At 68.6% G+C, this 22,679-nt stretch carries 21 protein-coding genes; 4 read left to right on the top strand and 17 right to left on the bottom strand.

Annotated elements, in window-relative coordinates; all coding sequences use genetic code 11:
• Window positions 1-3: 3 nt before the first annotated feature.
• The 3 genes from sucD to QQK83_RS13840 are packed head-to-tail and all read left to right on the top strand — an operon-like array spanning window position 4 to window position 3,013.
• Window positions 4-900: a succinate--CoA ligase subunit alpha gene (sucD, locus tag QQK83_RS13850; RefSeq protein ID WP_284265165.1), complete on the top strand. Its 897-nt coding sequence runs from the start codon at window positions 4-6 to the stop codon at window positions 898-900.
• Window positions 897-1,775 (top strand): HTD2 family dehydratase, encoded by an 879-nt coding sequence (locus tag QQK83_RS13845; protein WP_284265162.1) that lies wholly within the window; start codon window positions 897-899, stop codon window positions 1,773-1,775. Before sucD ends, QQK83_RS13845 begins: the two co-directional genes overlap by 4 nt.
• A complete protein-coding gene (locus QQK83_RS13840) occupies window positions 1,775-3,013 on the top strand; it encodes a CoA transferase (RefSeq protein ID WP_349816233.1) in 1,239 nt (412 codons plus the stop codon). The genes QQK83_RS13845 and QQK83_RS13840 overlap by 1 nt, the downstream gene beginning before the upstream one ends.
• Here QQK83_RS13840 and kynU read toward each other — a convergent pair.
• The 13 genes from kynU to QQK83_RS13775 form a co-directional block, all read right to left on the bottom strand.
• A complete protein-coding gene (kynU, locus tag QQK83_RS13835; protein WP_284265158.1) occupies window positions 3,010-4,197 on the bottom strand; it encodes a kynureninase in 1,188 nt (395 codons plus the stop codon). The two genes, QQK83_RS13840 and kynU, sit on opposite strands and share 4 nt — an antisense overlap.
• Complete coding sequence (locus QQK83_RS13830) at window positions 4,194-5,024, bottom strand: tryptophan 2,3-dioxygenase (RefSeq protein ID WP_284265156.1); 831 nt, start codon at window positions 5,022-5,024, stop codon at window positions 4,194-4,196. Before QQK83_RS13830 ends, kynU begins: the two co-directional genes overlap by 4 nt.
• Before the next feature lie 66 nt (window positions 5,025-5,090).
• A complete protein-coding gene (locus QQK83_RS13825; protein WP_284265154.1) occupies window positions 5,091-6,020 on the bottom strand; it encodes a metal ABC transporter permease in 930 nt (309 codons plus the stop codon).
• Window positions 6,021-6,024: 4 nt separating this feature from the next.
• On the bottom strand, window positions 6,025-7,236 hold the full coding sequence (locus QQK83_RS13820) for a metal ABC transporter permease (RefSeq protein WP_284265152.1): 1,212 nt from the start codon (window positions 7,234-7,236) through the stop codon (window positions 6,025-6,027).
• A 4-nt stretch (window positions 7,237-7,240) separates the two neighbouring features.
• Window positions 7,241-8,056, bottom strand: a complete 816-nt coding sequence (locus QQK83_RS13815) for a metal ABC transporter ATP-binding protein (RefSeq protein ID WP_284265151.1) — start codon at window positions 8,054-8,056, stop codon at window positions 7,241-7,243.
• An 8-nt stretch (window positions 8,057-8,064) separates the two neighbouring features.
• Window positions 8,065-9,015, bottom strand: a complete 951-nt coding sequence (locus tag QQK83_RS13810) for a metal ABC transporter solute-binding protein, Zn/Mn family (RefSeq protein WP_284265149.1) — start codon at window positions 9,013-9,015, stop codon at window positions 8,065-8,067.
• Window positions 9,016-9,190: 175 nt separating this feature from the next.
• Window positions 9,191-9,658, bottom strand: a complete 468-nt coding sequence (locus QQK83_RS13805; RefSeq protein WP_284265147.1) for an SRPBCC family protein — start codon at window positions 9,656-9,658, stop codon at window positions 9,191-9,193.
• 180 nt (window positions 9,659-9,838) lie between these two features.
• Complete coding sequence (gene uxuA, locus QQK83_RS13800; RefSeq protein WP_284265144.1) at window positions 9,839-11,029, bottom strand: mannonate dehydratase; 1,191 nt, start codon at window positions 11,027-11,029, stop codon at window positions 9,839-9,841.
• A 1-nt stretch (window position 11,030) separates the two neighbouring features.
• Window positions 11,031-12,107, bottom strand: coding sequence for an ABC transporter ATP-binding protein (locus tag QQK83_RS13795; protein ID WP_284265142.1), 1,077 nt, complete (start codon window positions 12,105-12,107; stop codon window positions 11,031-11,033).
• Window positions 12,107-13,159 carry a carbohydrate ABC transporter permease gene (locus tag QQK83_RS13790; protein WP_284265140.1) on the bottom strand — a complete coding sequence of 351 codons (1,053 nt, stop codon included), beginning with the start codon at window positions 13,157-13,159 and terminating at the stop codon, window positions 12,107-12,109. The genes QQK83_RS13795 and QQK83_RS13790 overlap by 1 nt, the downstream gene beginning before the upstream one ends.
• 114 nt (window positions 13,160-13,273) lie before the next feature.
• Complete coding sequence (locus QQK83_RS13785) at window positions 13,274-14,377, bottom strand: carbohydrate ABC transporter permease (protein ID WP_284265138.1); 1,104 nt, start codon at window positions 14,375-14,377, stop codon at window positions 13,274-13,276.
• Between the two features lie 2 nt (window positions 14,378-14,379).
• Window positions 14,380-15,639, bottom strand: a complete 1,260-nt coding sequence (locus QQK83_RS13780; RefSeq protein WP_284265136.1) for an ABC transporter substrate-binding protein — start codon at window positions 15,637-15,639, stop codon at window positions 14,380-14,382.
• Window positions 15,640-15,839: 200 nt separating this feature from the next.
• Window positions 15,840-18,275, bottom strand: a complete 2,436-nt coding sequence (locus QQK83_RS13775) for a GcvT family protein (RefSeq protein WP_284265134.1) — start codon at window positions 18,273-18,275, stop codon at window positions 15,840-15,842.
• Window positions 18,276-18,442: 167 nt separating this feature from the next.
• On the opposite strand from QQK83_RS13775, the gene QQK83_RS13770 reads away from it, so the two are divergent.
• On the top strand, window positions 18,443-19,183 hold the full coding sequence (locus QQK83_RS13770) for an SDR family NAD(P)-dependent oxidoreductase (RefSeq protein WP_284265132.1): 741 nt from the start codon (window positions 18,443-18,445) through the stop codon (window positions 19,181-19,183).
• Here the strand turns inward: QQK83_RS13770 and QQK83_RS13765 are convergent.
• The 4 genes from QQK83_RS13765 to QQK83_RS13750 all read right to left on the bottom strand — a co-directional run.
• Window positions 19,171-20,238: a YeeE/YedE family protein gene (locus QQK83_RS13765; protein WP_284265130.1), complete on the bottom strand. Its 1,068-nt coding sequence runs from the start codon at window positions 20,236-20,238 to the stop codon at window positions 19,171-19,173. The genes QQK83_RS13770 and QQK83_RS13765 overlap by 13 nt on opposite strands.
• A 169-nt stretch (window positions 20,239-20,407) precedes the next feature.
• Window positions 20,408-20,860: a DsrE family protein gene (locus QQK83_RS13760; protein WP_284265128.1), complete on the bottom strand. Its 453-nt coding sequence runs from the start codon at window positions 20,858-20,860 to the stop codon at window positions 20,408-20,410.
• A 137-nt stretch (window positions 20,861-20,997) separates the two neighbouring features.
• Entirely contained in the window at window positions 20,998-21,432 is a 435-nt protein-coding gene (locus QQK83_RS13755) for a DUF302 domain-containing protein (RefSeq protein ID WP_417750359.1), read from the bottom strand.
• 72 nt (window positions 21,433-21,504) lie between these two features.
• Window positions 21,505-22,679 (bottom strand): NAD(P)/FAD-dependent oxidoreductase (locus tag QQK83_RS13750; RefSeq protein ID WP_284265126.1); only part of this gene is annotated, 1,175 nt, incomplete at its 5' end.

The raw sequence follows: 22,679 nt of genomic DNA, 5'->3' as shown, positions 1-22,679 counted from the left end.
ACCATGGCCATTCTCATCACCGAAGACACCCGCGTCATCGTCCAGGGCATCTCGGGCCGCATCGGCCAGTTCCACACCCAGGAGATGATCGAGGCCGGCACCAATGTCGTGGGCGGCGTCACGCCGGGCAAGGGCGGCACCACCGTCCTGAACCGCCCCGTCTTCAACACCGTCCGCGAGGCGGTGGAAAAGACCGGGGCCGATGCCTCGCTTCTCTTCGTGCCGCCCGCCTTCGCCGCCGACGCGATGATGGAAGCCGCAGACGCGGGCATCAAGACCTGCGTCTGCGTCACCGACGGGCTGCCCGCTCAGGACATGATGAAGGTCAAACGCTTCCTCCGCCGTTACCCGCGCGAGAAGAAGATGCGCCTGATCGGGCCGAATTGCGCGGGCATCATCAGCCCCGGAAAGGGCTTCATGGGCATCATGCCGCCCCATATCTACACGCCGGGCCGCGTGGGCATCGTGGGCCGCTCGGGCACGCTGGGTTACGAGGCGGCCAGCCAGATGTCGGCGCTTGGCATCGGGGTGTCGTCGTCCATCGGGATCGGGGGCGATCCGATCAACGGCTCGAGCTTCCGCGACATCCTCGAGCTGTTCGAGAACGACCCCGAGACCGATGCGATCATCATGATCGGCGAGATCGGCGGCCCGCAGGAGGCCGAGGCGGCCGCTTACGTCCGCGATCACATGACCAAGCCGGTCGCGGCCTATGTCGCGGGCCTGTCGGCGCCCAAGGGCCGCAAGATGGGCCATGCGGGGGCGATCATCAGCGCCTTTGGCGAAAGCGCACAGGAAAAGGTCGAGATCTTGCAGGATGCAGGCATCATGGTCGCGCCCAACCCGTCTTCGATGGGCGAGACGGTCGCCCGCATGCTCGGCCTGAGGCAGGCGGCATGAGCCGGGTCGAGAGCTTTCCCATGGTCGCCATGCGCGAGGCCGAGGATTGGGTCGGCCGGACCGAAGAACGCTGGGGCTGCCTGACGCCGGAACTGGCGGGGATGCTGAACGCGGCCGTCTCGCACCCTGTCTCGCTCCGGCGCGACGTGCGGCGCGGCTGCCTGATGCCGCGGCTCTGGCATTGGGCGGCCTTCCCGGAGTTCGTGCCGTTGAGCCAGCTGGCCGAGGACGGGCACCCGAAACTGGGCGATTTCCTGCCACCGCTCGCCTTCAAGCGGCGCATGTGGGCGGCGGGAAAGCTGAGTTTTTCCGGCAGCCTTCGCATCGGCGAGCGGCTCAGGCGCACCTCGACGATCAAGTCGGTGACGCCGAAATCGGGCGGCACGGGCGACATGGTCTTCGTCACCGTCACCCACCAGGTCGAGGGCGAGACCGGCAGCTTCGTCGAGGAGGAGCAAGATATCGTCTACCTCCACATCCCCGAAACCTTCACGCCGCCGAAACGCATCCCCGAGTTGGAAAGCCCCGATTTCGACGAGACCGTGCCGATCACCGAGGCGCGGCTTTTCCGTTTCTCGGCGGCCACTTACAACGCGCACCGCATCCATTACGACCTGTCCTACGCGCGCGAGGTCGAGAAATACCCCGCCCTCGTCACCCATGGCCCGATGCAGGCGATCATGCTGATGGAGGCCGCCAAGCGCCACGCGGGCGAGCCGCCCAGGCGCTTCCGCTTCCGCGGGGTGCATCCGATGTTCCACACCCACGACCTGCGCCTTCAGGGGCGGCTGGCCCCCGGCGGCAAGACGATGGAGCTGGGGACGGCGACGCCCGAGGGTTACCTCGGCATGCAGGCAAAGGCGGAGTGGGATTGATGGGCATTCTCAAGGGTATGCGCGTCGTCGAATCCTCCGCCTTCGTGGCGGTGCCGATGGCCGGGATGACGCTGGCGCAGATGGGCGCGGACGTGATCCGCTTCGACCTGCCGCAAGGCGGGCTCGACTACACCCGCTGGCCGGTCGCGCCGAACGGGGCGAGCCTGTTCTGGGCGGGAATGAACAAGGGCAAGCGGTCGGTCGCCATCGACGTGAAAACGCCCCGCGGCCGCGAGATCGCGCAGGAGATCATCTGCGCCCCCGGCGAAGACGCGGGGCTGTTCATTACCAACCTCGCCACGCCGGGCTGGACCGATCACGCGACACTTGCCGCGCGGCGCCCGGACCTCGTCTCGGTCACGCTCAGGGGCGACCGCCACGGGCGGCCCGCGGTCGATTACACCGTGAACCCCGCCGTGGGCTTTCCCATGGCGACGGGGCCGGAGGGGTCGACCGAGCCGGTGGCCCACGCGCTGCCCGCTTGGGATGCCATCGCGGGCGGCATGGTGGTCTCGGGCCTTCTGGCCGCCGAACGCCACCGGCTGCGCCATGGCACGGGGCAGGCCGTGGACCTGACGCTGAAAGACGTGGCCGCGGCGATGCTGGGGCATCTGGGCATCATCGGGGAGCACGCGACCACGGGCCAGACCCGCGGGCGCGCGGGCAACAGCCTTTACGGGGCCTATGGGCAGGATTTCCTCTGCGCCTGCGGCGCACGGGTCATGGTCATCGGCCTGACGGCGCGGCAGTGGAAGAACCTGCTGAAGGTCACCGGACTGTCCGAGCCGATGGCGGCCCTCGAGGCGGCACTGGGCGTCGACTTCGGCGACGAGGGCGCGCGCTGGATGGCGCGGGAGGCGATCACCGCCACCCTCGCCCCGTGGTTCGCCGCCCGCCGCGTGGCGGAGTTCGGCGAGCTGTTCGACCGCGCGGGCGTGACATGGTCGGTCTTCCGCACCTTCGCCGAGGCGATCGAGCAGGACCCCGACCTGTCGGCGGATAACCCGATCTTCGCCCCGGTCACGCAGCCCGGCATCGGCACCTACCTCACGCCCGGCACGCCCTTCAGTTTCGAGGGGATGGCGCGAGAGGTGGCAGCCCCCGCGCCGCTTCTGGGCCAGCACAGCGAGGAAATCCTCGCCGACGTGGCGCGGCTTCCCGAGACCGAGATTGCCGCTCTCTTCGATGCAGGCATCGTCAGCCAACCCCCGCGCGCGGCGTTGCGGATGGCCTCCTAAGTCACCCGCTGGCGGGCCAGGTATTCGGGCCGGTCCCAGAGGCGATCCTTGATCACCTCTTCCAGAACCTCGGCGGCGCGGGTCACGTCATCCGCGCCGACGTAAAGCGGGGTGAAGCCGAAGCGCATGATGTCGGGCGCGCGGAAATCGCCGATCACGTCGCGCGCGATCAGCGCCTGCATCGCGGCGTAGCCCTGTTCGAAGCGGAACGAGACCTGGCTGCCGCGCTGTGCCGCGTCGCGCGGGCTGGCGAGGGTCAGCTCGGGGCAGCGCGCCTCGACCTCGGCGATGAAGGTTTCGCACAAGGCAACCGAGGCCGCGCGCAGCTCGGCCATCTCGACACCCTCCCACGCCTCCATCGCCGCTTCCAGCGCGGTCATCTGCAACACCGGCGGCGTGCCCACGCGCATCCGCTCCACGCCCGGCGCGGGGCGATAGTCGAGGTCGAAGGCAAAGGGCGCCTCGTGCCCCAGCCAGCCCGCGAGCGCGGGTTGCACGGCATCGGCGATATCGGGGCGGATGTAGATGAAGGCCGGCGCGCCGGGACCGCCGTTGAGATACTTGTAGGTGCAACCGACGGCAAACTCGGCCTTGCACCCCGCAAGGTCCACCGGAACCGCGCCTGCACTATGGGCAAGGTCCCAGATCATCACCGCGCCCGCCGCATGGGCGCGGGCGGTGATGTCGGCCATGTCATGCATGCGGCCCGTGCGGTAATCGACCTGCGTGAGCATGACGGCGGCGACCTGGTCGGTGATCGCCTCGGTCACCTCCTCGGGGGCCACCACGCGCAATTCGTGGCCGTGGCCAAGGTGGCGGATCAGCCCTTCGGCCATGTAGAGATCGGTGGGGAAATTCCCGCTGTCCGAGATCACGACGCGCCGCTCGGACCGCATCTGCAGCGCGGCGGAGAGCGCCTGGTAGACCTTGATCGAGAGCGTGTCGCCCATCACGACCGACCCCGCGGGCGCGCCGATCAGCCGCCCCACAAGGTCACCCACGCGAGAGGGCTGCGCCATCCAGCCATCAAGGTTCCATCCCTTTATGAGGTTGCCGCCCCATTCCGCCGTCACGGCCTGCGCCACCCGCGCGGGCACGGATTTCGGCAACGGCCCCAAGGAATTGCCGTCGAGGTAGATCATCCCCTCGGGCAGGTCGAACAGGTGTTTGCGGTAGATGCTCATAGCTGCCCCCTCACCTGCCAGAGCTCGGGGAAGAGCTCCACCTCGAGCATCCGGCGCAGGTATTGCACGCCCGAGGTTCCCCCGGTGCCGCGCTTGAAGCCGATGACGCGCTCCACGGTGGTCACGTGGTTGAAGCGCCAGCGGCGGAAGTAATCCTCCAGATCGACCAGCTTCTCGGCCAGCTCGTAGAGCGCCCAATGCGCCTGCGGGTCGCGATAGACCTCGGCCCAGCCGTCGCGGATCGCGTCCTCGGCGGCGTGTGGCGCGTCCATGCGGTAGGCCTGCGCGTAATCGGTGCCCAGCGCCTCGCCCAGCCGGTCGAGCGCGACGTGGTAAAGCGACTTGCGCGACAGCTCCGCCGTCAGCGCGGCATGCAGCGCGGGGCGATGTTCGTGGACCTTCAGCATCGCCATGTTGCGATTGCCCAGCATATATTCGATCAGCCGGTACTGATGCGACTGGAACCCCGAGGACCGGCCGAGCGCATCGCGGAACCGCGTGTAATCCGAGGGCGTCATCGTGCGCAGTACGTCCCACGCGCCGTTCAGCTGCTCGAAGATGCGCGCAACGCGGGTCAGCATCTTGAAGGCGGGGCGGATATCTCCCCCAGCCAACCCCGCGCGCGCCGCCGTCAGCTCGTGGATCGCCAGCCGCATCCACAGCTCGCTGGTCTGGTGCTGGATGATGAAAAGCATCTCGTCATGGGCATCCGAGAGCATCTTCTGCCCGTCGAGCAACCCGTCGAGCGACAGGTAGTCGCCATAGCTCATGTCGCGGGCGAAACTCATCTGCGCGCCCTCGCGCGCGGGGTCGTAGGCGTCGGTCATGGGGGTTCCGTTGCAGATGCGACAAGCGTCACCCTGCCCCGCCGCCCGGACGGGCGCAACCCCGCCTCAGGCCCCCGCGGCCACTCCGACGCGGCGGCGGTGCGGGCCGATGAGGCAGGCCACCCCGAGGATCACGCCCGAGACGGTGGCGATCATCCCCGCCGCGCTGACGGCATTGGCGTAGCCCAGCCAGAGCGGGCCATAGCCCGCCAGCACGTAGCCCAAGACGGCGGAAAGCGTGGCGAAACCCACCGACAGCCAGACCTGCCGGGCCAGCGAATTGGTCATCAGCCGCGCCGCGGCGGGCGGGCAGATGAACATGGCGATGACGATGATCGACCCCACCGCGTCGAAGGCCGCCACCGCGGCCACCGCGGCGGTGATGACCAGCCCAAGCCCGATGGCCGAAACCGGCAGACCGATGGCGCGGGCAAAGCCCTCGTCGAAGGTCGAGAGCTTCAGGGGCCGCCAGAAGATCACCGTCAGCGCTGCGATCAGCGCCGCCGCCACCGCCATGCGCGGCAGTTCGGGCGGCAGATGCGCGAGCGCCACGGGGTCGGCCAAGCTGGCCCAGCCCTCACCCGCGCGCAGCCAGATCAGCGTCTCGAGGTTGCCCATCAGCGCATGTTCCACGTCGAGGTGGACGCGGGAGGTGTCGGATTGCTCCAGAAGCAACACGCCGCCCGCGAAAAGCGCGGTGAAGACCACGCCCATCGCGGCCCCCGGCTCGATCCGGCCCACCCGGCGGATCGCCTCGATCAGCACCACGGCGAGAAGCGCCGCCGCCCCCGCGCCCAGAAGCATGGGCAGCGCCGCGACCGTTCCGGTCAACAAGAAGGCCACCACGATGCCCGGCAGCACGACATGGGAAATCGCATCCCCGATCAGCGCCTGCCGGCGCAGGATCAGGAAATTGCCCGGCAGCGCGCAGGCGATGGCGGCCAGCGTGCCGATCAGGATCGGCGTGAGCGAGAACTGCACGAACTCCGCCCCCATGCCCTTAGCCCCCCACCGGCTGCGGCGGGCCGAGGCGCGCGTCGAAATCGGCGATCTCGTCGGGGGCGAAGACCTCTTCGATGGGGGTCAGCCCGTCGTAGCGGCCCGTCAGGCTGGTGTCCTGATGCACCTCGCGCGCGATGTCCCAGCGGCGTTCGTCCCGCGCGATCTTGGCCGCCTGTGCCCGGCCCTTGTCCGTGGCGACCCCGTCGGCGCGGATCAGCCCCTCGCGCCGCAGGATGCGCAGCGTCACGGGGTCGTGGATCGGCTCGGCCCGCGTCAGCGCCAGCAGCCCCTGCCGCCGATGCACCCGCGCCTGGAAGCGGCGGCGCGCGAGGATCGCGGCCAGCACGCCCCGGCGCGGCGCGCAGAGGAGCGAAAGCGCGAAGAGCCCCGCCGCGATCAGCACGATGATCGGCCCGGTCGGCATGTCCGGGGCCGAGGCCGAGAGCGCCGCGCCGACATAGCCCGCGGCGGCCCCCAGAAGCCCGGCGGTCCACAGCACCCGCTCGACCCGGTCGGTCCAGAACCGCGCGGTGACGGCGGGGATGATCAAGAGCGCCACGATCAGGATCAGCCCCACCAGCTTCAGCCCGATGACCGTCACGGCCATGACGAGCGCCATCATGGCGAGGTCGACCCTGCGCGTGTCGATGCCGATCGCCGCGGCGTAACCGGGGTCGAAGGCCACCAACGTCATCGGGCGGCGAAGCGCCCAGATCACCGCCACGACCGCCGCACCGCCGCCCGCGATGATCAGCGCATCCTGCAGCAGCATCCCCGCGGTGGAGCCGAGCAGGAAATCCTCGAGCCCTGCTTGGCGGCCCCGGTCAAGCGACTGGATCACGGTCAGAAGGACGACGCCCAGCCCGAAAAACACCGACAGCACCGCGCCGATGGCCGCATCCTCGGAAAGACGCGTGGCGCGCGCGATCCATTCCACCAGCCACAGCCCCGCGAAGGCCGAGAGCGCCGAGCCAAGCAGCAGCCCCGCAAGGCTGCGCCCCTCGCCGCCCAGCGACACCATCACGATGAAGGCAAGGCCCACGCCCGGCAGGGTGGCATGGGCCACCGCGTCCGAGACGAGCGCGCGCTTGCGCAGGAAAAGGAAGGTGCCCGCCGTCCCCGCGGCAAAGCCCAGAAGGGCTGCGCCGATGGCGACAAGCGCCGCGTTGTAGCCCGCCTGCAAAAGCAGCGCGTCGAGGAAACCCGCCATGCGCCTAGCCCGTGGTCAGGGCAAGCTCGGCCAGTTGCGTGGCCGCAAGCCGACCGCCATAGGTCTGGGCCAGCGCCTCGGGCGTGAAGGCGCGGGCGACCGGCCCCTCGCCCATGGCGCGGACGTTCACGAGGAAGACATGGTCAAAATACGCGGCGACCGTCGACAGGTCGTGATGCACCGCGATCACCGACTTGCCCTGCTCCTTGAGCGATTTCAGAACCTCGATGATGGCCTTTTCCGTGGCCGCATCGACCCCGGCGAAGGGCTCGTCGAGAAGATACAGGTCCGCCTCCTGCGCGAGCGCACGGGCAAGGAACACCCGCTGTTGCTGCCCGCCTGACAGCTGGCCGATCTGGCGCTCGGCGAAGCCCTCCATCCCCACGCGGGCCAGCGCGTCCAGCGCCGTGGCGCGTTCGGCCTTCGACACCCGCCGGAGCAGGCCCAGCTTGCGATACCGTCCCATCAGGACGACGTCGATCACCGTGGTCGGGAAATCCCAGTCGATGCTGGCGCGCTGCGGCACGTAGGCGATGCGGTCGCGGGAGGCGGCAAGGGGCGCGCCGAAGATGCGCACCTCGCCCGAGACGGCGGGGATCAGGCCGAGGGCCGCCTTGAGGAAGGTCGATTTCCCCGCCCCGTTCGGCCCCACGATGGCCGACATGGCCCCCGCCGGGAAGGTGGCGTCGACCGAGAAGAGCGCCGGTTTCTCGCCGTAGCTGACGGTCAGCCCGCGCACGGCAAGCGGGCTGGAAGGGTCCAGCCCGGCCGGGGTGGCGGTGCCGCCCGAGGCGGCGAGGGTCAGCGTCTCTGCGGTCATCGCATCCTTCAGTTCATGGCCAGTTCGTCGATCCGCCCGCCCTGCGGCGCCTGCCCGCCCAGCGCGCGGGAGATGACGGTCACGTTGTGGTCGATCATGCCGAGGTAGGTGCCCTCGTAGCTGCCGGGCGCGCCCATCGCGTCGGAGAAGAGCTCACCCCCGATGACGACCTCGTGGCCCTGCGCCGCCGCGCCCTCGATCAGCGCTCGGATGTTGCGGTCGGAGACCGAGCTTTCGACAAAGACCGCGCGGATGTCGCGGGCGACGAGCATGTCGACCAGTTCCGCGATGCGCTGCAGCCCGGCCTCGCTTTCGGTGGAAATCCCCTGGATGCCCACCACCTCGAAGCCGTAGGCGGCCCCGAAATAGTTGAAGGCGTCATGGGCGGTGACCAGCACGCGGCTTTCCGCCGGGACCGAGGCCAGCACGGTCTGGGAATAGACCGCCAGCTCGGCCAGCTCGTCGAGATGCGCCGCGGCATTGGCGGTGAAGACCTCCGCCCCCTCGGGCTGGGCGGCGATCATCGCGTCGCGGGTGGCCAGCACCACGCGCGACCAGAGGTTGGGGTTCATCCAGACATGGGGGTCGAACCGGCCCTCGTAATCCTCGGACCCGATCAGCTGGGTCGGCGGGATCGTCTCGGCCACGGCGACGACGGGTTTCGTCTCGGCCAGTTCGAGCAGGAATTCCTCGAGCTGCGCCTCGAGGTAAAGGCCGTTCCACAGGACGAGATCGGCCTGCGCGGTGGCGACGATGTCGGTCCGCGTCTGGCGATAGGCGTGGGGGTCGACGCCCGGCCCCATCAGGGCGGTGACATCCACCAGATCGCCGCCGACCTGCCGGGCGGCGTCGGCGATCATGCCGGTGGTGGCGACGACGGAAAGGCGGTCCTGTGCAGCCGCGGGCAGCGCCAGCGCGGCGGCGGTGGTCATGGCAAGCAGTAGACGTCGGGTCAGCATTCGTGAACCTCGGTTGAGCGGCGCGCGAACGGGCGCGCCATCCGTGCCGTCGAGGTCATATATTGCGACGCAGTCGCAAGAAGTCAATGCAGTTGCGACTTAGTCGCAAGAAAAGCGGTCACCGCGCGATGGCCCATCCCGTGCTCGGGGCAAGCCGACCGCCCTCCGGGCAGGGTCACATCAGTGACCGGGCATGGTCCTCGAGCTGCGTCGCCACGATGCCCCACCCCTCGAAAAACCCCATCTCTTCATGGCGCTGGCAGGCCTCGGGCGAGCGGTGCCGCGCCGTCGCGGTATAGGTCGTGCCGCCCTGCACGTCGTCGGCGAACTCGAGGATGGCGGTCATGAACGGGTCCGCGGCGGGCTTCCACCCTTCGCTGTAGGTGTCGGTGAAGACGAGGCGCGCGCCCTCGATGACTTCGAGAAACACGCCCTTGCTGTCGATCAAGGTGCCGTCGACATTCATCACCGTGTCGAACCGGCCGCCCACGCGCAGGTCGATCTCGCAGGACTCGACGCGATGAGGCTTGGGCACGAAGAACTGCCGGATGTGCTCCGGCGTCGTCCAGCAGGCCCAAAGCAGGGCCCGCGGCGCGTTGATCCGGCGGGTGAAGGTCAGGTCGGTTCTGGGGTCGAGGGTCATTCGTTTCGGTCCCGGACGAGGGTTTCGACAGCTGCGTCAAGGCGGCCCGGCCGTCCGGTCCGGATCGCGCCCATGTCGGCCAGCCAGTGCCTGACTGGTGTAAGGGCATCGGGCGAAAGCGCGCGGATCGGGACGGGACGGGACGGGGCGTGGTCGCCCCGAGCGACCGGGGGCGGCACCCTAGACCGCCGCCATCACCCCCCTGAGCTCCGCCAGGCCCCGCATCCGCCCGATCAGCGGGTAGCCCGGCATCATCGGGCGTTGCAGGTCCGACAAAAGCGCATGGCCGTGGTCCGGCCGCATGGGGATGGTCGCATCCGCCCTGCCCTCCGCAACCCGCCGCCGTTCCTCGACCACCAGCGCGCGGATCGTGGCGACCATGTCGGTGTCGCCCGCCAGATGCGCGCTTTCGGTGAAGCTGCACCTGCCGCCGCGCATCGGCCCCCGCGCGGTGTTGCGCAAGTGGACGAAATGGATATGCGGCCCCAGCCGCTCGACAAAGTGCACCGGGTCGAAATCGGGCGCGACGCCGAGCGAGCCGGTGCAGAGCGTGATGCCGTTGGCGGGGCTGGGAACTGCCTCGACCAGCCGCGCGTAATCCTCTTCGGTCGAGACGATGCGCGGCAGGCCCAGGAGCGGAAAGGGCGGATCGTCGGGATGGCAGCAGAGCCGCAACCCGAGGCGCTCGGCGGTCGGCACGACCTCGGCCAGGAACGTGTCGAGATGGGCGCGCAGCCGGTCCGCGTCGATCCCGTCATAGGCGGCCAGCGCCGCGCGGACATCCTCGATGTCCCAATGCTCCGCCGCGCCGGGCAGGCCCGCCACGATGTTGCGCGCGAGCCTCAGACGCTCGGCCTCGGACCTTGCGGCATGGCGGCGCGCGGCCTCCTCCATCAGCTCCTCGGGGTAATCGGCCGCGGCCCCCGCGCGGGCCAGCGTAAACAGGTCGAAGCCCACGAAATCGGCCAGTTCGAAATGCATCGCCGTGCCGCCGCCCGGCACCGGGTGCGTGAGGTCCGTCCGTGTCCAGTCGAGGACCGGCATGAAGTTGTAGCAGATCACCTGCACCCCGGCGTCGGCGAGGTGCGCAAGGCTTTCGCGGTAGGCGTCGAGATGCGCGCGCCAATCGCCGGTCTGCGTCTTGATCGCCTCCGACACCGGCAGGCTTTCGACCACGTCCCACGTCAGGCCGGTGGGCGCGCCTTCTCCGCCCTCGATCTCGGCCTTGCGGCGGGCGATCTCGTCTGGCGTCCAGACTGCGCCGGTCGCCACATGGTGCAGCGCCGAGACGATGCCCTGCGCTCCCGTCTGCACGATCTCGGAGATCGCGATTTCATCCGCCGGCCCGAACCAGCGCCATGTTTCCCGCATGTCAGTCGTCCCTGAGCGACAGGCCCGTGTCGCTGTCGAACAGGTGGATCTCGCCCTCGGGCGCGCCGACATGGATCGTCTCGCCGATGCCGATACGCGTCTGGCCGGGCGAATGCACGGTGATGGGCGCACCGGCCGAGGTCTGGCCGTAGACGTAGCTTTCGCCGCCCAGCTGCTCGACCGAGCGGACCTGCACCGCGATCGCCCCCTCGCCCACCGTCATGTGGTTGGGCCGGATACCCAGCGTCACCTTCTCGCCCGCGCGCTGCGCGAAGCCGCGTTCGGGCAAGCGCAGGGTTTCACCCGTGTCGAGATGCAGAAGCGTCCGGTCGCCCTGATCCACCCGGCCCGTGATGAAGTTCATCTTCGGGCTGCCGATGAACCCTGCGACGAAGAGGTTCGCGGGCCGGTTGTAGAGGTCGAGCGGCGCGCCGAACTGTTCCAGCTTGCCAAGCCGCAGGACCGCGATCTTGTCGGCCATGGTCATCGCCTCGACCTGGTCGTGGGTGACGTAGATCATCGTGTTGCCAAGCCGGCGGTGCAGCGCCGCGATCTCGCCCCGCATGTCGACGCGCAGCTCGGCGTCGAGGTTCGACAAGGGCTCGTCGAACAAGAACACCCGCGGCTCGCGCACCACGGCGCGCCCGATGGCGACGCGCTGGCGCTGGCCGCCCGACAGGTCCTTGGGCCGCCGGTCGAGCAGGGCGTCGATCTGGAGCATGCGGGCCACCTCGCCCACCTTGCGCGTGATCTCGGCCCGCGGCGTGTTGATGTTCTCCAGCCCGAAACTGAGGTTCTGGCGCACCGTCATGTGCGGGTAAAGCGCGTAGGACTGGAACACCATCGCAAGGCCGCGGTCCGCGGCGGGGATGCGGTTGACCACCTCGCCCCCGATGGCGATCTCGCCGCCCGAGATATCCTCGAGCCCCGAGATCATCCGCAGGAGCGTGGATTTCCCGCAGCCCGAGGGGCCGACGAAGACGCAGAAATCCCCCTCGGGGATCGACAGGTCGATGCCCTTGATCACCTCGGCCCCGCCATAGGCCTTTTTCACCTGTCTGAGCTCGATGGATGCCATCATTTCCCCCCGGTAGAGGCGATGCCCGTGGCGATGTATTTCTGCAGGAACATGAAAACCATCGCGATGGGCAGAAGGGTGAGAACGGTCATCGCCAACAGGCTCGACCAATCGGTCTGCAACTCGCCCTGGAAGGAATTGAGCGCAAGCTGCAGGGTGAAGTTCTCGGACCGGGTCAGCACGATCAGCGGCCAGAGGAAATCGTTCCAGCGCCACATGATCGCAAGGATCGCCAGCACCGCGATGGCGGGGGCCGAGAGCGGCAGGATGATCCGCCAGTAGATCTTCCACTCGCTCGCCTTGTCCATGCGGGCGGCGTCCAGGATCTCGTCGGGGATCGTCAGCATGTATTGGCGGAGCAGGAAGACCCCCGTGGGCGTGGCGGCACCCGGGATGATCACCCCCCAGAGCGAGTTGAACATCCCCAGCTCCGTCACGATCAGGAAGAGCGGCACCAGAACCACCGTCTGCGGGATCATCAGCGTGCCGATCACCAGCAGCAGCACGACCGTGCGCCCCCGGAACTGGTATTTCGACAGCGCGAAGGCCGCCATGGAGTTGGTCAGCAGCATGATCAGCGTCGCCATGACGGTGATGAAGGTCGAATTCCAGAAGTAGAGCAGGAAGTTGAAGCGCCCGAACAGCTCGGTGTAGTTTTCCGTGGCCAGCGTGAAGCGTTCGACCGGCACCCGGTCCTCGATGCCGACGCGCAGCCGCTCGCCGGGGTTGGCCGGGTCGATCATCTGCGCCTGCAGACCCACACGGCGCAGTTGGGCCAGGATCATCCCCTCGTACTCGCCCCCCGTCATCTCGAAGAGCGGCAGGGGGTCGTCGTAGCCCTCCACCATGATGGTCTGCTGTTGGTAGGGCAGGAAGGTGGGCGGGTAGCGCTGCAGGTCGGCCTCGGTCTTGAAGCTCGACATGACGAGCCAGATGACCGGGAAGAACATCAGGAAGACGCCCGTGCAGAGATAGGCGTAGCTGGCCCAGTCGGTCCAGTGCAGCTTTGCGCCGCCGCGGGTGGCGGTGAGGAACCCCAACAGGCGCGTCATGCCCTGCCCTCGGTCAGGGGCGGCGGAAAACTCGAGTTTTCCGGACAGGAAAACTGCAGTTTTCCTGCACGTTTTGCGTCAGCAAAACGCCCCCATCCCCCGTGGTTCGTCCGCTCACCCATCGACGTTCCTCCGGTTCACCCAGAGCTGCACCAGCGTCAGCACCACCAGCACGCCCGCCACCATCAGCGAGGCCGCCGCCGCGAGGCCGAAGAGCCGCGGCGCACCCGCGAAACCCTCCTCGTAGATATACTGGATGATGAAGGTCGTGGCCGTCCCCGGCCCGCCCCCGGTGAAGGCATAGACCTCGTCGAAGGTCTGCACCCCCTTGATCAGCGCCAGCACCAGCACCACCAGCATGGTGGGCGCCAGCAGCGGCAGGGTGATCTTGCGGAAGACCCGCCAGGGGCTCGCGCGGTCCATCGTCGCCGCCTCGTAGACGTCGCGCGGGATCGCCTGCAGCCCAGCCAGCAGGATCAGCGTGTAGAACCCCATATGCGCCCAGACCGACAGGAAGACCGACCAGGCAAAGGCCCACTCGGCATCCACCAGCCAATTGTAGCCACCGATCCCGGTCCAATCGAGAAAGGCGTTCAGCACCCCCTCGCGCTGCAGGATCCACTTCCAGATCAGCGCCACGACAACGGGCGAGAGCAGCACGGGGAAGAAGAAGACCGAACGGAAAAAGCCGCGCGCGCGGATGTCGCGGTTCAGAACGATCGCGGTCAGGAGCGAGAAGCCCACCATGATCCCGACCTGGAGCGTCACGAACCAGGCCGTGTTCCAGACCGCGCGCCAGAACTTGTCCTCGCGGCAGGTGTTGGGGTCGAGATAGCTGCCGCACTCGGTCAGCAGCGCGAAGTTGCGCGCGCCCACATAGGGGCGGTCGGCCAGCAGCACGTTGTCCCCGCCGGTGCCCGCGTAGACCACGTTCAGCACGACGGGCAGAAAGGCGAAGAGCCCGAAGAGCACCAGGTTCGGCAGAAGGAAGACCCAGGCCAACAGGTTGATCCCGAGCAGCCGTTGCAGGCCCAGCATCGGGATTTCCACGAGCCGCATCACCGGCGCGATCAGGCGCAGGGCCAGCCCGTCGCCCCGCGCCTTCAGCGCACGGGGGCTGACCGCGCCCGCGCTTTTGGTCAGCGCGACGGCGGCGGCGGTATCTCCGGTGGGGGTCGGGGCGGGCGCGGCTGCGCCCTGCCCCGTCGTCTCGGCCAAGGTTACTGGCTTTCGGCCATGGCCGTGGCCAGGTCATCAGCCATCCGCGCCACCGCGTCCTCGACCGACAGCTCGCCCACGATGGCCTGGCTCACGCGCTCGACCGTGATGCCGAACATCGCCCGGTTGCCGGGGTAGCCCTGGTACCAGAAGGCCGCGGGTGCGACATCCGGCAGGTCGGCGGCAAAGGCGCTGAGGGCGGCCTGGGCCGCGGGGGTCACATCCTCGAAGGCGACCCCGGCCGAGGCCACGCCGAGGTGCGCAGGCAGGTTGCGCGTGCGCGCCGCGACCTCGGCATAGACGTCTTCCTGCGCAAGGAAGTCGATCACGGCGGCCACGATCTCGGGATGCTCCGTCTGCTCGAAGCCGACGATCCCAGCACCGCCCGGCATGCCCGAACACGCGCCCGCCGGACCGCAGGGGCTGCCCACGACCTGCCAGTCGAAGAAGTCGCCAACCTGGTCGTTCATGCGGCTGACCTGCCAGGAGCCGGAGTAGTAGAACACCAGCTCGCCATTGATGAATTCCTGCGCCGCGTCCTGGTAGGTCGCCCCGCCCTGCCCGGCCCAGACATCGCGGGCGATGGTGCCGTCATTGTGCCAGTCCACGAACTGCTGCACGAAGGCCGTGAAGCCCTCGTCCGAGAGCGTCGGGCCGTCCGGCCCGTTCAGCGCCGCGCCATAGGACACGGCCGGCCCCGCGACGCGGTGGCCCGAGCGGTCGATCGCCATCGGGAAGGGGGTATCGGTCGCCTCGGCCACGGCGCGGCTGGCGGCGGCCCAGTCTTCCCAGGTGGCCTCCGGCCCCGGCAGCGCGACACCGGCCTGCTCGAAGAGCGTGGCGTTCACGAAGGCGCCGGTGATCGTCAGCTGGCTGTGCATGCCGTAATAGCCCTGCCGGTCGCCGACGCGGTACCAGTCCAGCGTGCCGCCGAAGCTCGCATCCCAATAGCCGGTGTCCACGTAGGGCGCGAGGTCGAGGTAATATTCGTTCAGACCGCCGAGGTCGGTGACCTTGGCGATATCGGGGCCGGTTCCGGCCGCCAGCTGCACCGGCAGGTTCTCGAGGATCGCCTGGTAGGGCACTACGTCGACGATCACGTCCACGCCGGGGTTCGCGGCCTCGAAGCGGGTCAGCACGTCGTCGTAGACCTCGCATTCATTGCCGTCCGAATAGCACATGAAGCGGATTTCCTGCGCCATCGCCGGGGCCGCGAGGCCGAGCGCAAGCGCAGTTGTTCCGAGCAGTTTCAGATGAGTCATGATTTCCTCCCTTTGGTGAGGGCCTGCGCCCCCGGTCGATCTGAACAGGTCAGGTCAGCCCTGCCCCCGCCGCCGTCGCGCGATCTTTTCAGGTGACATGGCCTTGGTCAAAGTCTGAGCCGAATGTGAGCGGTAACGCAACCGTTTTGCCGTCGCTTTCCGCGCGGGAAACAGGCCCCGCCGCCCGCGGGGCCAGGGGGTCATTCTGCCGGTTCGACGACCGGCTGCAGGTCCCTCAGGCGCAGGCCCTTGGGATCGAAGGGCGGCTCGGCGAGCCTGCGGGCCGTGTGCGGCCGACCGAGGATCGCCACATGCACCGTCTCGCCCGGCGCGACGCGGCCCGCCTTGAGATAGGCCAGCGCAAGCGAGCGGCCGACCGTGTGCCCGTAGCCGCCGGAACTGACCTGTCCGATGGGCGTGCCGTCGGGCAGGAAGATCGGCTCGGAGCCGCTGGCATCCGCGGTGGTGGCGTCGATCTCGAGCAAGACCATCTCTTCACGCGGTGCATTCGCCTCGATGCGCAACCATGCATCCTTGTTGAGAAAATCCTTGTCGCGCCGGATCAACCCCTCCAGCCCCGACTCCTGCGGCCAGTATTCCGGGCTGTAGTCGCGGCCCCAGCTGCCATAGCCCTTTTCCAAGCGCAGCGACATCAACGCCCGGCTGCCCACGGGGCCAGCACCGACGGCGCGCCCGGCGTCCAGCAGCGCCTCGTAAAGCGCGACCTGGTCGCCTTCGGCGCAATGCAGCTCCCACCCCAGGTCGCCGGTGAAGCTGACGCGGATCGCCACCACCTCGACGCCCGCAACGGTGATGCGGGCCGAACGGAAGAAGGGGAAAGCCGCGTTCGAAAGGTCGGCGTTCGTCAGCCGTTGCAGAAGGTTGCGCGCCTCCGGCCCCGCGACGTTGAAGCCGCAGGTGGCCTCGGTCAGGCTTTCGAACGTGGTTCCCTCGGGCAAGGGCACGGCGCGGAAGAAGCGTTGGTGGAACCGCTCGGCGGCCCCGCCGCCCAGCACCCAGAATTCCTCCGGCCCAAGCCGCGTGACGGTGAAATCCCCCGCCACGCCGCCGCGCTTGCCGATCAGCGGCGTGAGGCAGGAGCGCCCCACCTCGCGCGGCATCCGGTTGGCGAACAGCGCGTTCAGCCAATCCTCCGCGCCCGGCCCGGCGACGCGATACTTGGCGAAGTTCGAGATGTCGATGATCCCCGCCCGGTCGCGCAGCATGCGGCATTCACGGCCCACGACATCCCACCAGGGCTGACGCGCGAACCCGGCGCTGTCTTCGATGGTTTCATCAAAGAAAAGAGGGTGTTCCCAGCCGTAGTTCAACCCGAACTTCGCCCCCATCCCCGCCTGCATCGCATGGACGGGGCGCAGCCGCACGGGCCGCCCGGCCTCGCGTTCCTCGCCGGGGAAATGGATCTTGAAGCGATGCGCATACTGGTCCGCCACGCGGGCCTTGGTGAAGGCCTTGCCGGCCCAGGCCCCGTAGCGCGCGACATCCCAGGCGAAGAGGTCAAGCGTCGGCTCGCCCTCGACCATCCACTCGGCGGCAAGCCGCCCCACGCCCCCCGATTGCGAGAAGCCGGGGATCATCCCGCAGGCGCAGAAATAGCCCGAAAGCTCGGGCACCGGGCCGAACAAGACGGCGGCATCGGGCGACCAGATCATCGGGCCGTTGATCACCCGCTTGATCCCCGCCGTCCCCACGACCGGCACCCGGTCGATGGCGCGCATCATGTTCTCTTCGATCCGCTCGAGGTCATCTGCGAACAACTCGTGCCCGAAGCCTAGGGGCGTGCCCTCCTCGGCCCAGAAGCGCACGTCTTTTTCATAGGCACCGACGAGCAGGCCCTTGCCCTCCTGCCGCAGGTAATACTCGCCGTCGCGGTCGGCGACCGAGGGCAGGCGGCGCTCCATCGCGGCGATCTCGGGGATCGTTTCGGTCACGAAATACTGGTGCTCGGTCGGCTGCAGCGGCAGGGTCAGGCCCGCCATCGCCCCCACCTCCCGCGCCCAAAGGCCCGCGGCATTGACCACCCAGGGCGTGCGGATCTCGCCCTTTTCCGTGCGCACGGTCCATGTGCCGTCGGGCTGCTGTTCGGTCGCCGTCACCGGCGTGAAGCGGTAGATCTCGGCCCCGCGCTGCCGCGCGCCGACGGCATAGGCGTTGGTCACGCCCGAGGGGTCGACGTTGCCGCCGTCGGGCTCGAACATGATGCAGCGCACGCCGGTGTAATCGACCAGCGGGTGCAGGCGCTCGGCCTCGTCGCGGCTGACCTCGTGGAAGTTCATCCCGTAGCGCCGCGCCTTGGCCTCCTGCAGGCGCAGCTGCGCCTCGCGGTCCTCGGTCTGGGCAAGGTAGAGGCTGCCGGGCTGGAACACGCCGCAGGATTGGCCGGTTTCGGCCTCCAGCTCCTTGTAGAGCTGCATGGTGTAATGCTGCAGGCGGCTGATGTTGGTGCTGTCGTGCAGCCCGTGGATATTGGCCGCGGCATGCCATGTGCTGCCGCTGGTCAGCTCGTCGCGTTCCAGCAGAACGGCATCGGTCCAGCCCGCCTTGGCGAGATGGTAGAGGATCGAGCAGCCGATCACGCCGCCTCCGATCACGACGGCTGAGGCATGGGTGCGCATTGGGGCGTCCTTCCGGGTCTGGTCAGGGCCAGACTGCGCGGTGCCCCTGTCCGTCTCTGGCTCATGCCCGACCTGCCAAGGTCAGAACGCGCCCTTGGCGGCGCGAATTGACACCGCCCCGCCCCGGTCGTAGGGTGCCGCGGAACACACAGACGAAGGAGAGGGACATGGCCGCGAAAATCGCATTGGTGACGGGGGGCGCGCAGGGCATCGGGCTGGCCTGCGGGCGGGCGCTGGCCGCCGATGGCTACCGCGTGATGCTTGCCGATATCCGCGACAGCGTGATGGAGGCCGCCGAGGGGATCGGCGGGCGCGGCTTTGTCTGCGACGTGGCCGACACGGTCGCGTTGATGGCGCTCTTCGACACCATCGAGGCCGAGGAAGGGCCGGTTGCGGCACTGGTGAACAACGCAGGCATAGCCAAGCCCGGCGATTTCCTGAGCTACAGCCTCGAGGATTTCGACGCCGTCATCGGCTTGAACCTGCGCGCCGTCTTCGCGGCGACCCAGCGCGCGGCCAACGGAATGGTCACGGCGGGCGTCAAAGGCGCGATCGTGAACATGTCCTCGATCAACGCGGTGGTGGCGATCCCCGCGATCCCGGCCTATTGCGCCTCCAAGGGCGGCGTGCAGCAGATCACCAAGGCGGCCTCGCTGGCGCTGGCCGACAAGGGCATCCGCGTGAACGCGGTCGGCCCCGGCTCCATCGACACCGAGATGATGGCGGGCGTGAACGCCTCGCCCGAGGCCTATGCCCGCGTCATGTCGCGCACGCCGATGGGGCGCGTGGGCACGGCGGACGAGATCGGCAATGTCGTGGCCTTCCTCTGCTCGGACAAGGCCAGCTACGTCACGGGCGAGACGATCTACGTGGACGGTGGCCGGCTCGGCCTGAACTACACCGTCTGAGCCTGCCCGCGCGACATCAGCGCCATGACCCGCACCGTGGTCATGGCGCCGATCCACATGGCGAAGACGGCAAGGAAGGCCGTGGTCGAAAACACCGCCCCGCCCGAGACGCCCGCGCCCACGGCGCAACCCCCCGCCAGCATCGCGCCGAAGCCCATCAGGACGGCACCCACAAGGTAACGCTCCATCGGCGTGTCGGCGCCGAAGCGTTCCAGCTTCCATTCGCCGAAGGCCAGCGCCGCGGCTGCTGCGCCGACGAAGACGCCGGGCACCAGACCGATGCCGAAGGACAAGACGACCGAGCGTTGCGTCACCAGCGCCATCAGCGTGTCGGTCGCGGGGCCGGTGAAGGTGACCGAGGAGACCGGGACGATCTCGAAGCTGCTGGCCGCGATGGTCGCGGTCAGCGCCCAGCCCATCGCCACCGCCGCGCCCACCACGCCCGCGCCAAGGATCACACCCGCCGAGAGCTTGCGGCGCGCGGCGAAGCCCACAACCGCCAACAGCGCCACCCCGGCAAGGAAGGCCGCGCCTGGCGCGGTCAGGCCCAATGTGTCCGACAGGTTCCGCCCTGCCCCGCCGGGCACCGTCCAGAGCGCGCTGACCCATTCCCGCGCGGGCGCAAGAAGGCCGGTGTAGCTGGCTTGCGCCACCAGCGTCACGACCAGCCCGGTGATCAGCGCGCGCAGGTTCCCCGTGGCCGACAGCACCAGAAGCCGCGAGGCGCAGCCGCGCGCGAGGATCATGCCGACCCCGAACATCAGCCCGCCGATCAGCGCGCCCGAGACCGAGCCCTCGGCCGCCAGTTGGCGGGTGGAGGAGACGTCGAACAGCCCCGCCGCGACGCCCAGTTGCGTCAGCGCCATGGCGGCGAAGAACGCCACGAGCCAGATCGCGAGTTTCGGGCCGAACAGGCCCCCGGCCACCTCGGCGGTCGCCGCGCGCAGGCAGAAGCGCGAGCGTTGCGCCGCCCAGCCGAACACAAGGCCCGTCAGCGCCCCCGCGCCTGCCAGCACAAGGGGTTCGCCGCGGGCGATCAGGAGGTCTTCCAGCATCGCACCGTCTTTCCGCAGGGTTTCCGCGTCTTGCCGCGGTCTGATGCCTGTCTAGGCAGGCCGGGGGCCGCCCGCGTTGACCTGCATCAAGCCGGTGCAGGCGGGCGGCCGCGATCTGGCAGGATGAGGCCCGCATCAGGCCCGCATCAGGCCCGGTATCAAACCCGTATCACGGGTGAATATAGGTGTATCCTTGCGCCTGCAGATGCGACAGCTCGGCCACGCCCGAGGGGACGATGTCGGCCTCCCAGACGTCGTAGAGCTGCGTCGCGTAGTCGATGCCGCGCCCGCTCAGCGTGTTCGCGCAGACCAGGAAACTCACGCCCTGCCCCTTGAGCGAGGCGATCACGGTCTGAAGCTCGGTGTTCTCCACCGCGTTGGCCACCAGGCCGATCCCGTTGCCATGCATCACCACGGCAAGCTCGAGGTTCTCGGCTCCGACGGCGTTGATGTGGTTCTGCACGTTGCGCATCGACGCGCGGTAATAGCCGTCACCCTCGCCGCCGGGGCTGTTGATGTGGTAGACGACCCTTTGGGTCTGATACCTGTCCTGGGCCTGCGCGACCGCACTGGCCGCGAAGGTCATCATCGCGGCCATGGCCGCCAGCAAAAACGCACGCATCGGGTTTCCTCCCTTGGTAAGCGCGGGGACGTCAGGACCACCGCACATGGATCCCTGCACCGATCCGGTCGCCTTGCCTCGGGACATGCCTGCGCCCGGTCTGGTGCCGGGCCTGTGTCGGGCCTGTGCCGGGCCGGTTACTCGGCCGTCGCTTCGAGGATGATCGCGTCGAGCAGCGCCTCGACCTCCTGCATGGGGCCGTCGGGATAGTCGCGGTGGCCGATCATCACCTCGCCCTCCATCTCGGCGATGAAGATGCCGTAGGGGCAATGCACGATGTTCATCGGGTCGGCCTCCATCACCCGGCGCGAGACGGCGGCCGAGCAGAACAGGAAGATCTGCGCATTGTCGTAGAGCGGCTGCGCCCCCTCGATGTCCTGCCCGGTGCGGTTGAGCATGTCGCCCACGTGGCTGGTGTAGTCGATCACGAGGCCGCGGTTGATGATCGCGTTCTCGATGGCGAAACTCGCGTCGTCGAAACTGCCCGCGAAGGGGAAGGTCACGGCATCCTGCGCGCTTGCGGCAAGGGGCGCCGCGGCAAGGCCGAAAGCAAGGGCAAGGGAACGCATCATGGGGCCGCCTCCGAAAGGGGGGGATGGGGAGCGCCGCGGGCGACGGCACGGGGCCGCCCGCGGCAGGTTGTGTCAGACGAACATGTCCGTGGTGATCGCCTCGTACCAATCGAGGCTTTCGCGGTAGGTTTCGGCCCGCGTCTCGGCGGTTTCACCGACCTGGCTGACGAAGCTGTCGGTCGAGACGATGCCCTCGTCCGAGGCCTCGTAGGTCGCGCCGACCTTGACGCCGTCCTCGGTGCCGATCAGCGACCAGCAGGTGTTCGAGAAGCGTGCCGGGAACTGCCGCCCGCCGGTCAGGGCCGCGACGACGGCATTGGCGCAGACCTTGGCCTGGCTGTTGGCCGAGAAGCCCGACTTGGGCATCGCACCCTGCGCGGCCGAGTCGCCGAGCACATGGATGTTCGGGTCCATCTTGCTCGACAGGTCATAGGCCGAGACCGGGGCCCAGTTGCCCTCAGTGATGCCCGCGGCAAAGGCGATGGTGCCCGCGCGCTGTGCCGGGATGACGTTGCAGACATCGACGTTCTCGACCACGCCGTCGATCGAGATGGTCATCGCCTCGGCGTCCACCGAGACATTGTCCGCGCCCAGGTCGGGGCCGATGCGCGTGATCATGCCGGGGTAATGGCGCGCCCAGCCATCCTCGAACAGGCCCTGCTTGGAAAAGCTTTCCTTGGGGTCGGCGACCAGGATCTTGGCGGTCGGATTGTTCTCCTTCAGGAAATGGGCGACCATCGAGATGCGCTCGTAGGGGCCGGGCGGGCAGCGATAGGGGTTCGGGGGCGCGACCATGGCAAAGGTGCCGCCCTCGGGCATCGCTTCGAGCTGCGCGCGCAAAAGGGCTGCCTGCGTGCCGCCCTTGTAGGCGTGGGGCATACGGTCCTGCACGTTCACGGACCAGCCCGGCACGCTGTCGGGGATGAAGTCGATGCCGGGGCTGAGGATCAGCCGGTCATAGGGCACCGACCCGCCACCGGCGAGCGACACGGTCCGCGCGTCGCGGTCCACGCCCGCGGCCCAGTCATGGATCACGTTGACCCCGTAGGTGCCCGCAAGCCCGCCGTAGGAATGCGCGGTATCCTCGAGATCGAAGAACCCGCCGAGATAGAGGTTCGAGAAGTAGCAGGTGTAATACTGCCGCGACGCCTCGATCAGCGTCACGTCGATGGCGTCGCCGCCGTCGCGCGCGATGTAGCGCGCCGCGGTCGCCCCGCCCGAGCCGCCGCCGACGACGACGACGCGCG

Source organism: Roseicyclus amphidinii (genome assembly GCF_030163755.1).
Classification (GTDB): Bacteria; Pseudomonadota; Alphaproteobacteria; order Rhodobacterales; family Rhodobacteraceae; genus Roseicyclus; species Roseicyclus amphidinii.
This window is presented reverse-complemented; position numbering and strand designations above follow the sequence as displayed.

What these genes read in the sequence shown, in the direction of transcription:
- QQK83_RS13755 (WP_417750359.1), bottom strand. Translation starts at nt 21,432, where the DNA reads ATGATGCGTTCCCTTGCCCTTGCTTTCGGCCTTGCCGCGGCGCCCCTT.
- QQK83_RS13795 (WP_284265142.1), bottom strand. Translation starts at nt 12,107, where the DNA reads ATGGCATCCATCGAGCTCAGACAGGTGAAAAAGGCCTATGGCGGGGCC.
- QQK83_RS13845 (WP_284265162.1), top strand. Translation starts at nt 897, where the DNA reads ATGAGCCGGGTCGAGAGCTTTCCCATGGTCGCCATGCGCGAGGCCGAG.
- uxuA (WP_284265144.1), bottom strand. Translation starts at nt 11,029, where the DNA reads ATGCGGGAAACATGGCGCTGGTTCGGGCCGGCGGATGAAATCGCGATC.
- QQK83_RS13775 (WP_284265134.1), bottom strand. Translation starts at nt 18,275, where the DNA reads ATGCGCACCCATGCCTCAGCCGTCGTGATCGGAGGCGGCGTGATCGGC.
- QQK83_RS13760 (WP_284265128.1), bottom strand. Translation starts at nt 20,860, where the DNA reads ATGCGTGCGTTTTTGCTGGCGGCCATGGCCGCGATGATGACCTTCGCG.
- QQK83_RS13770 (WP_284265132.1), top strand. Translation starts at nt 18,443, where the DNA reads ATGGCCGCGAAAATCGCATTGGTGACGGGGGGCGCGCAGGGCATCGGG.
- QQK83_RS13805 (WP_284265147.1), bottom strand. Translation starts at nt 9,658, where the DNA reads ATGACCCTCGACCCCAGAACCGACCTGACCTTCACCCGCCGGATCAAC.
- QQK83_RS13765 (WP_284265130.1), bottom strand. Translation starts at nt 20,238, where the DNA reads ATGCTGGAAGACCTCCTGATCGCCCGCGGCGAACCCCTTGTGCTGGCA.
- QQK83_RS13830 (WP_284265156.1), bottom strand. Translation starts at nt 5,024, where the DNA reads ATGACCGACGCCTACGACCCCGCGCGCGAGGGCGCGCAGATGAGTTTC.
- kynU (WP_284265158.1), bottom strand. Translation starts at nt 4,197, where the DNA reads ATGAGCATCTACCGCAAACACCTGTTCGACCTGCCCGAGGGGATGATC.
- QQK83_RS13810 (WP_284265149.1), bottom strand. Translation starts at nt 9,015, where the DNA reads ATGCTGACCCGACGTCTACTGCTTGCCATGACCACCGCCGCCGCGCTG.
- QQK83_RS13790 (WP_284265140.1), bottom strand. Translation starts at nt 13,159, where the DNA reads ATGACGCGCCTGTTGGGGTTCCTCACCGCCACCCGCGGCGGCGCAAAG.
- QQK83_RS13780 (WP_284265136.1), bottom strand. Translation starts at nt 15,639, where the DNA reads ATGACTCATCTGAAACTGCTCGGAACAACTGCGCTTGCGCTCGGCCTC.
- QQK83_RS13815 (WP_284265151.1), bottom strand. Translation starts at nt 8,056, where the DNA reads ATGACCGCAGAGACGCTGACCCTCGCCGCCTCGGGCGGCACCGCCACC.
- QQK83_RS13840 (WP_349816233.1), top strand. Translation starts at nt 1,775, where the DNA reads ATGGGCATTCTCAAGGGTATGCGCGTCGTCGAATCCTCCGCCTTCGTG.
- QQK83_RS13825 (WP_284265154.1), bottom strand. Translation starts at nt 6,020, where the DNA reads ATGGGGGCGGAGTTCGTGCAGTTCTCGCTCACGCCGATCCTGATCGGC.
- QQK83_RS13820 (WP_284265152.1), bottom strand. Translation starts at nt 7,236, where the DNA reads ATGGCGGGTTTCCTCGACGCGCTGCTTTTGCAGGCGGGCTACAACGCG.
- sucD (WP_284265165.1), top strand. Translation starts at nt 4, where the DNA reads ATGGCCATTCTCATCACCGAAGACACCCGCGTCATCGTCCAGGGCATC.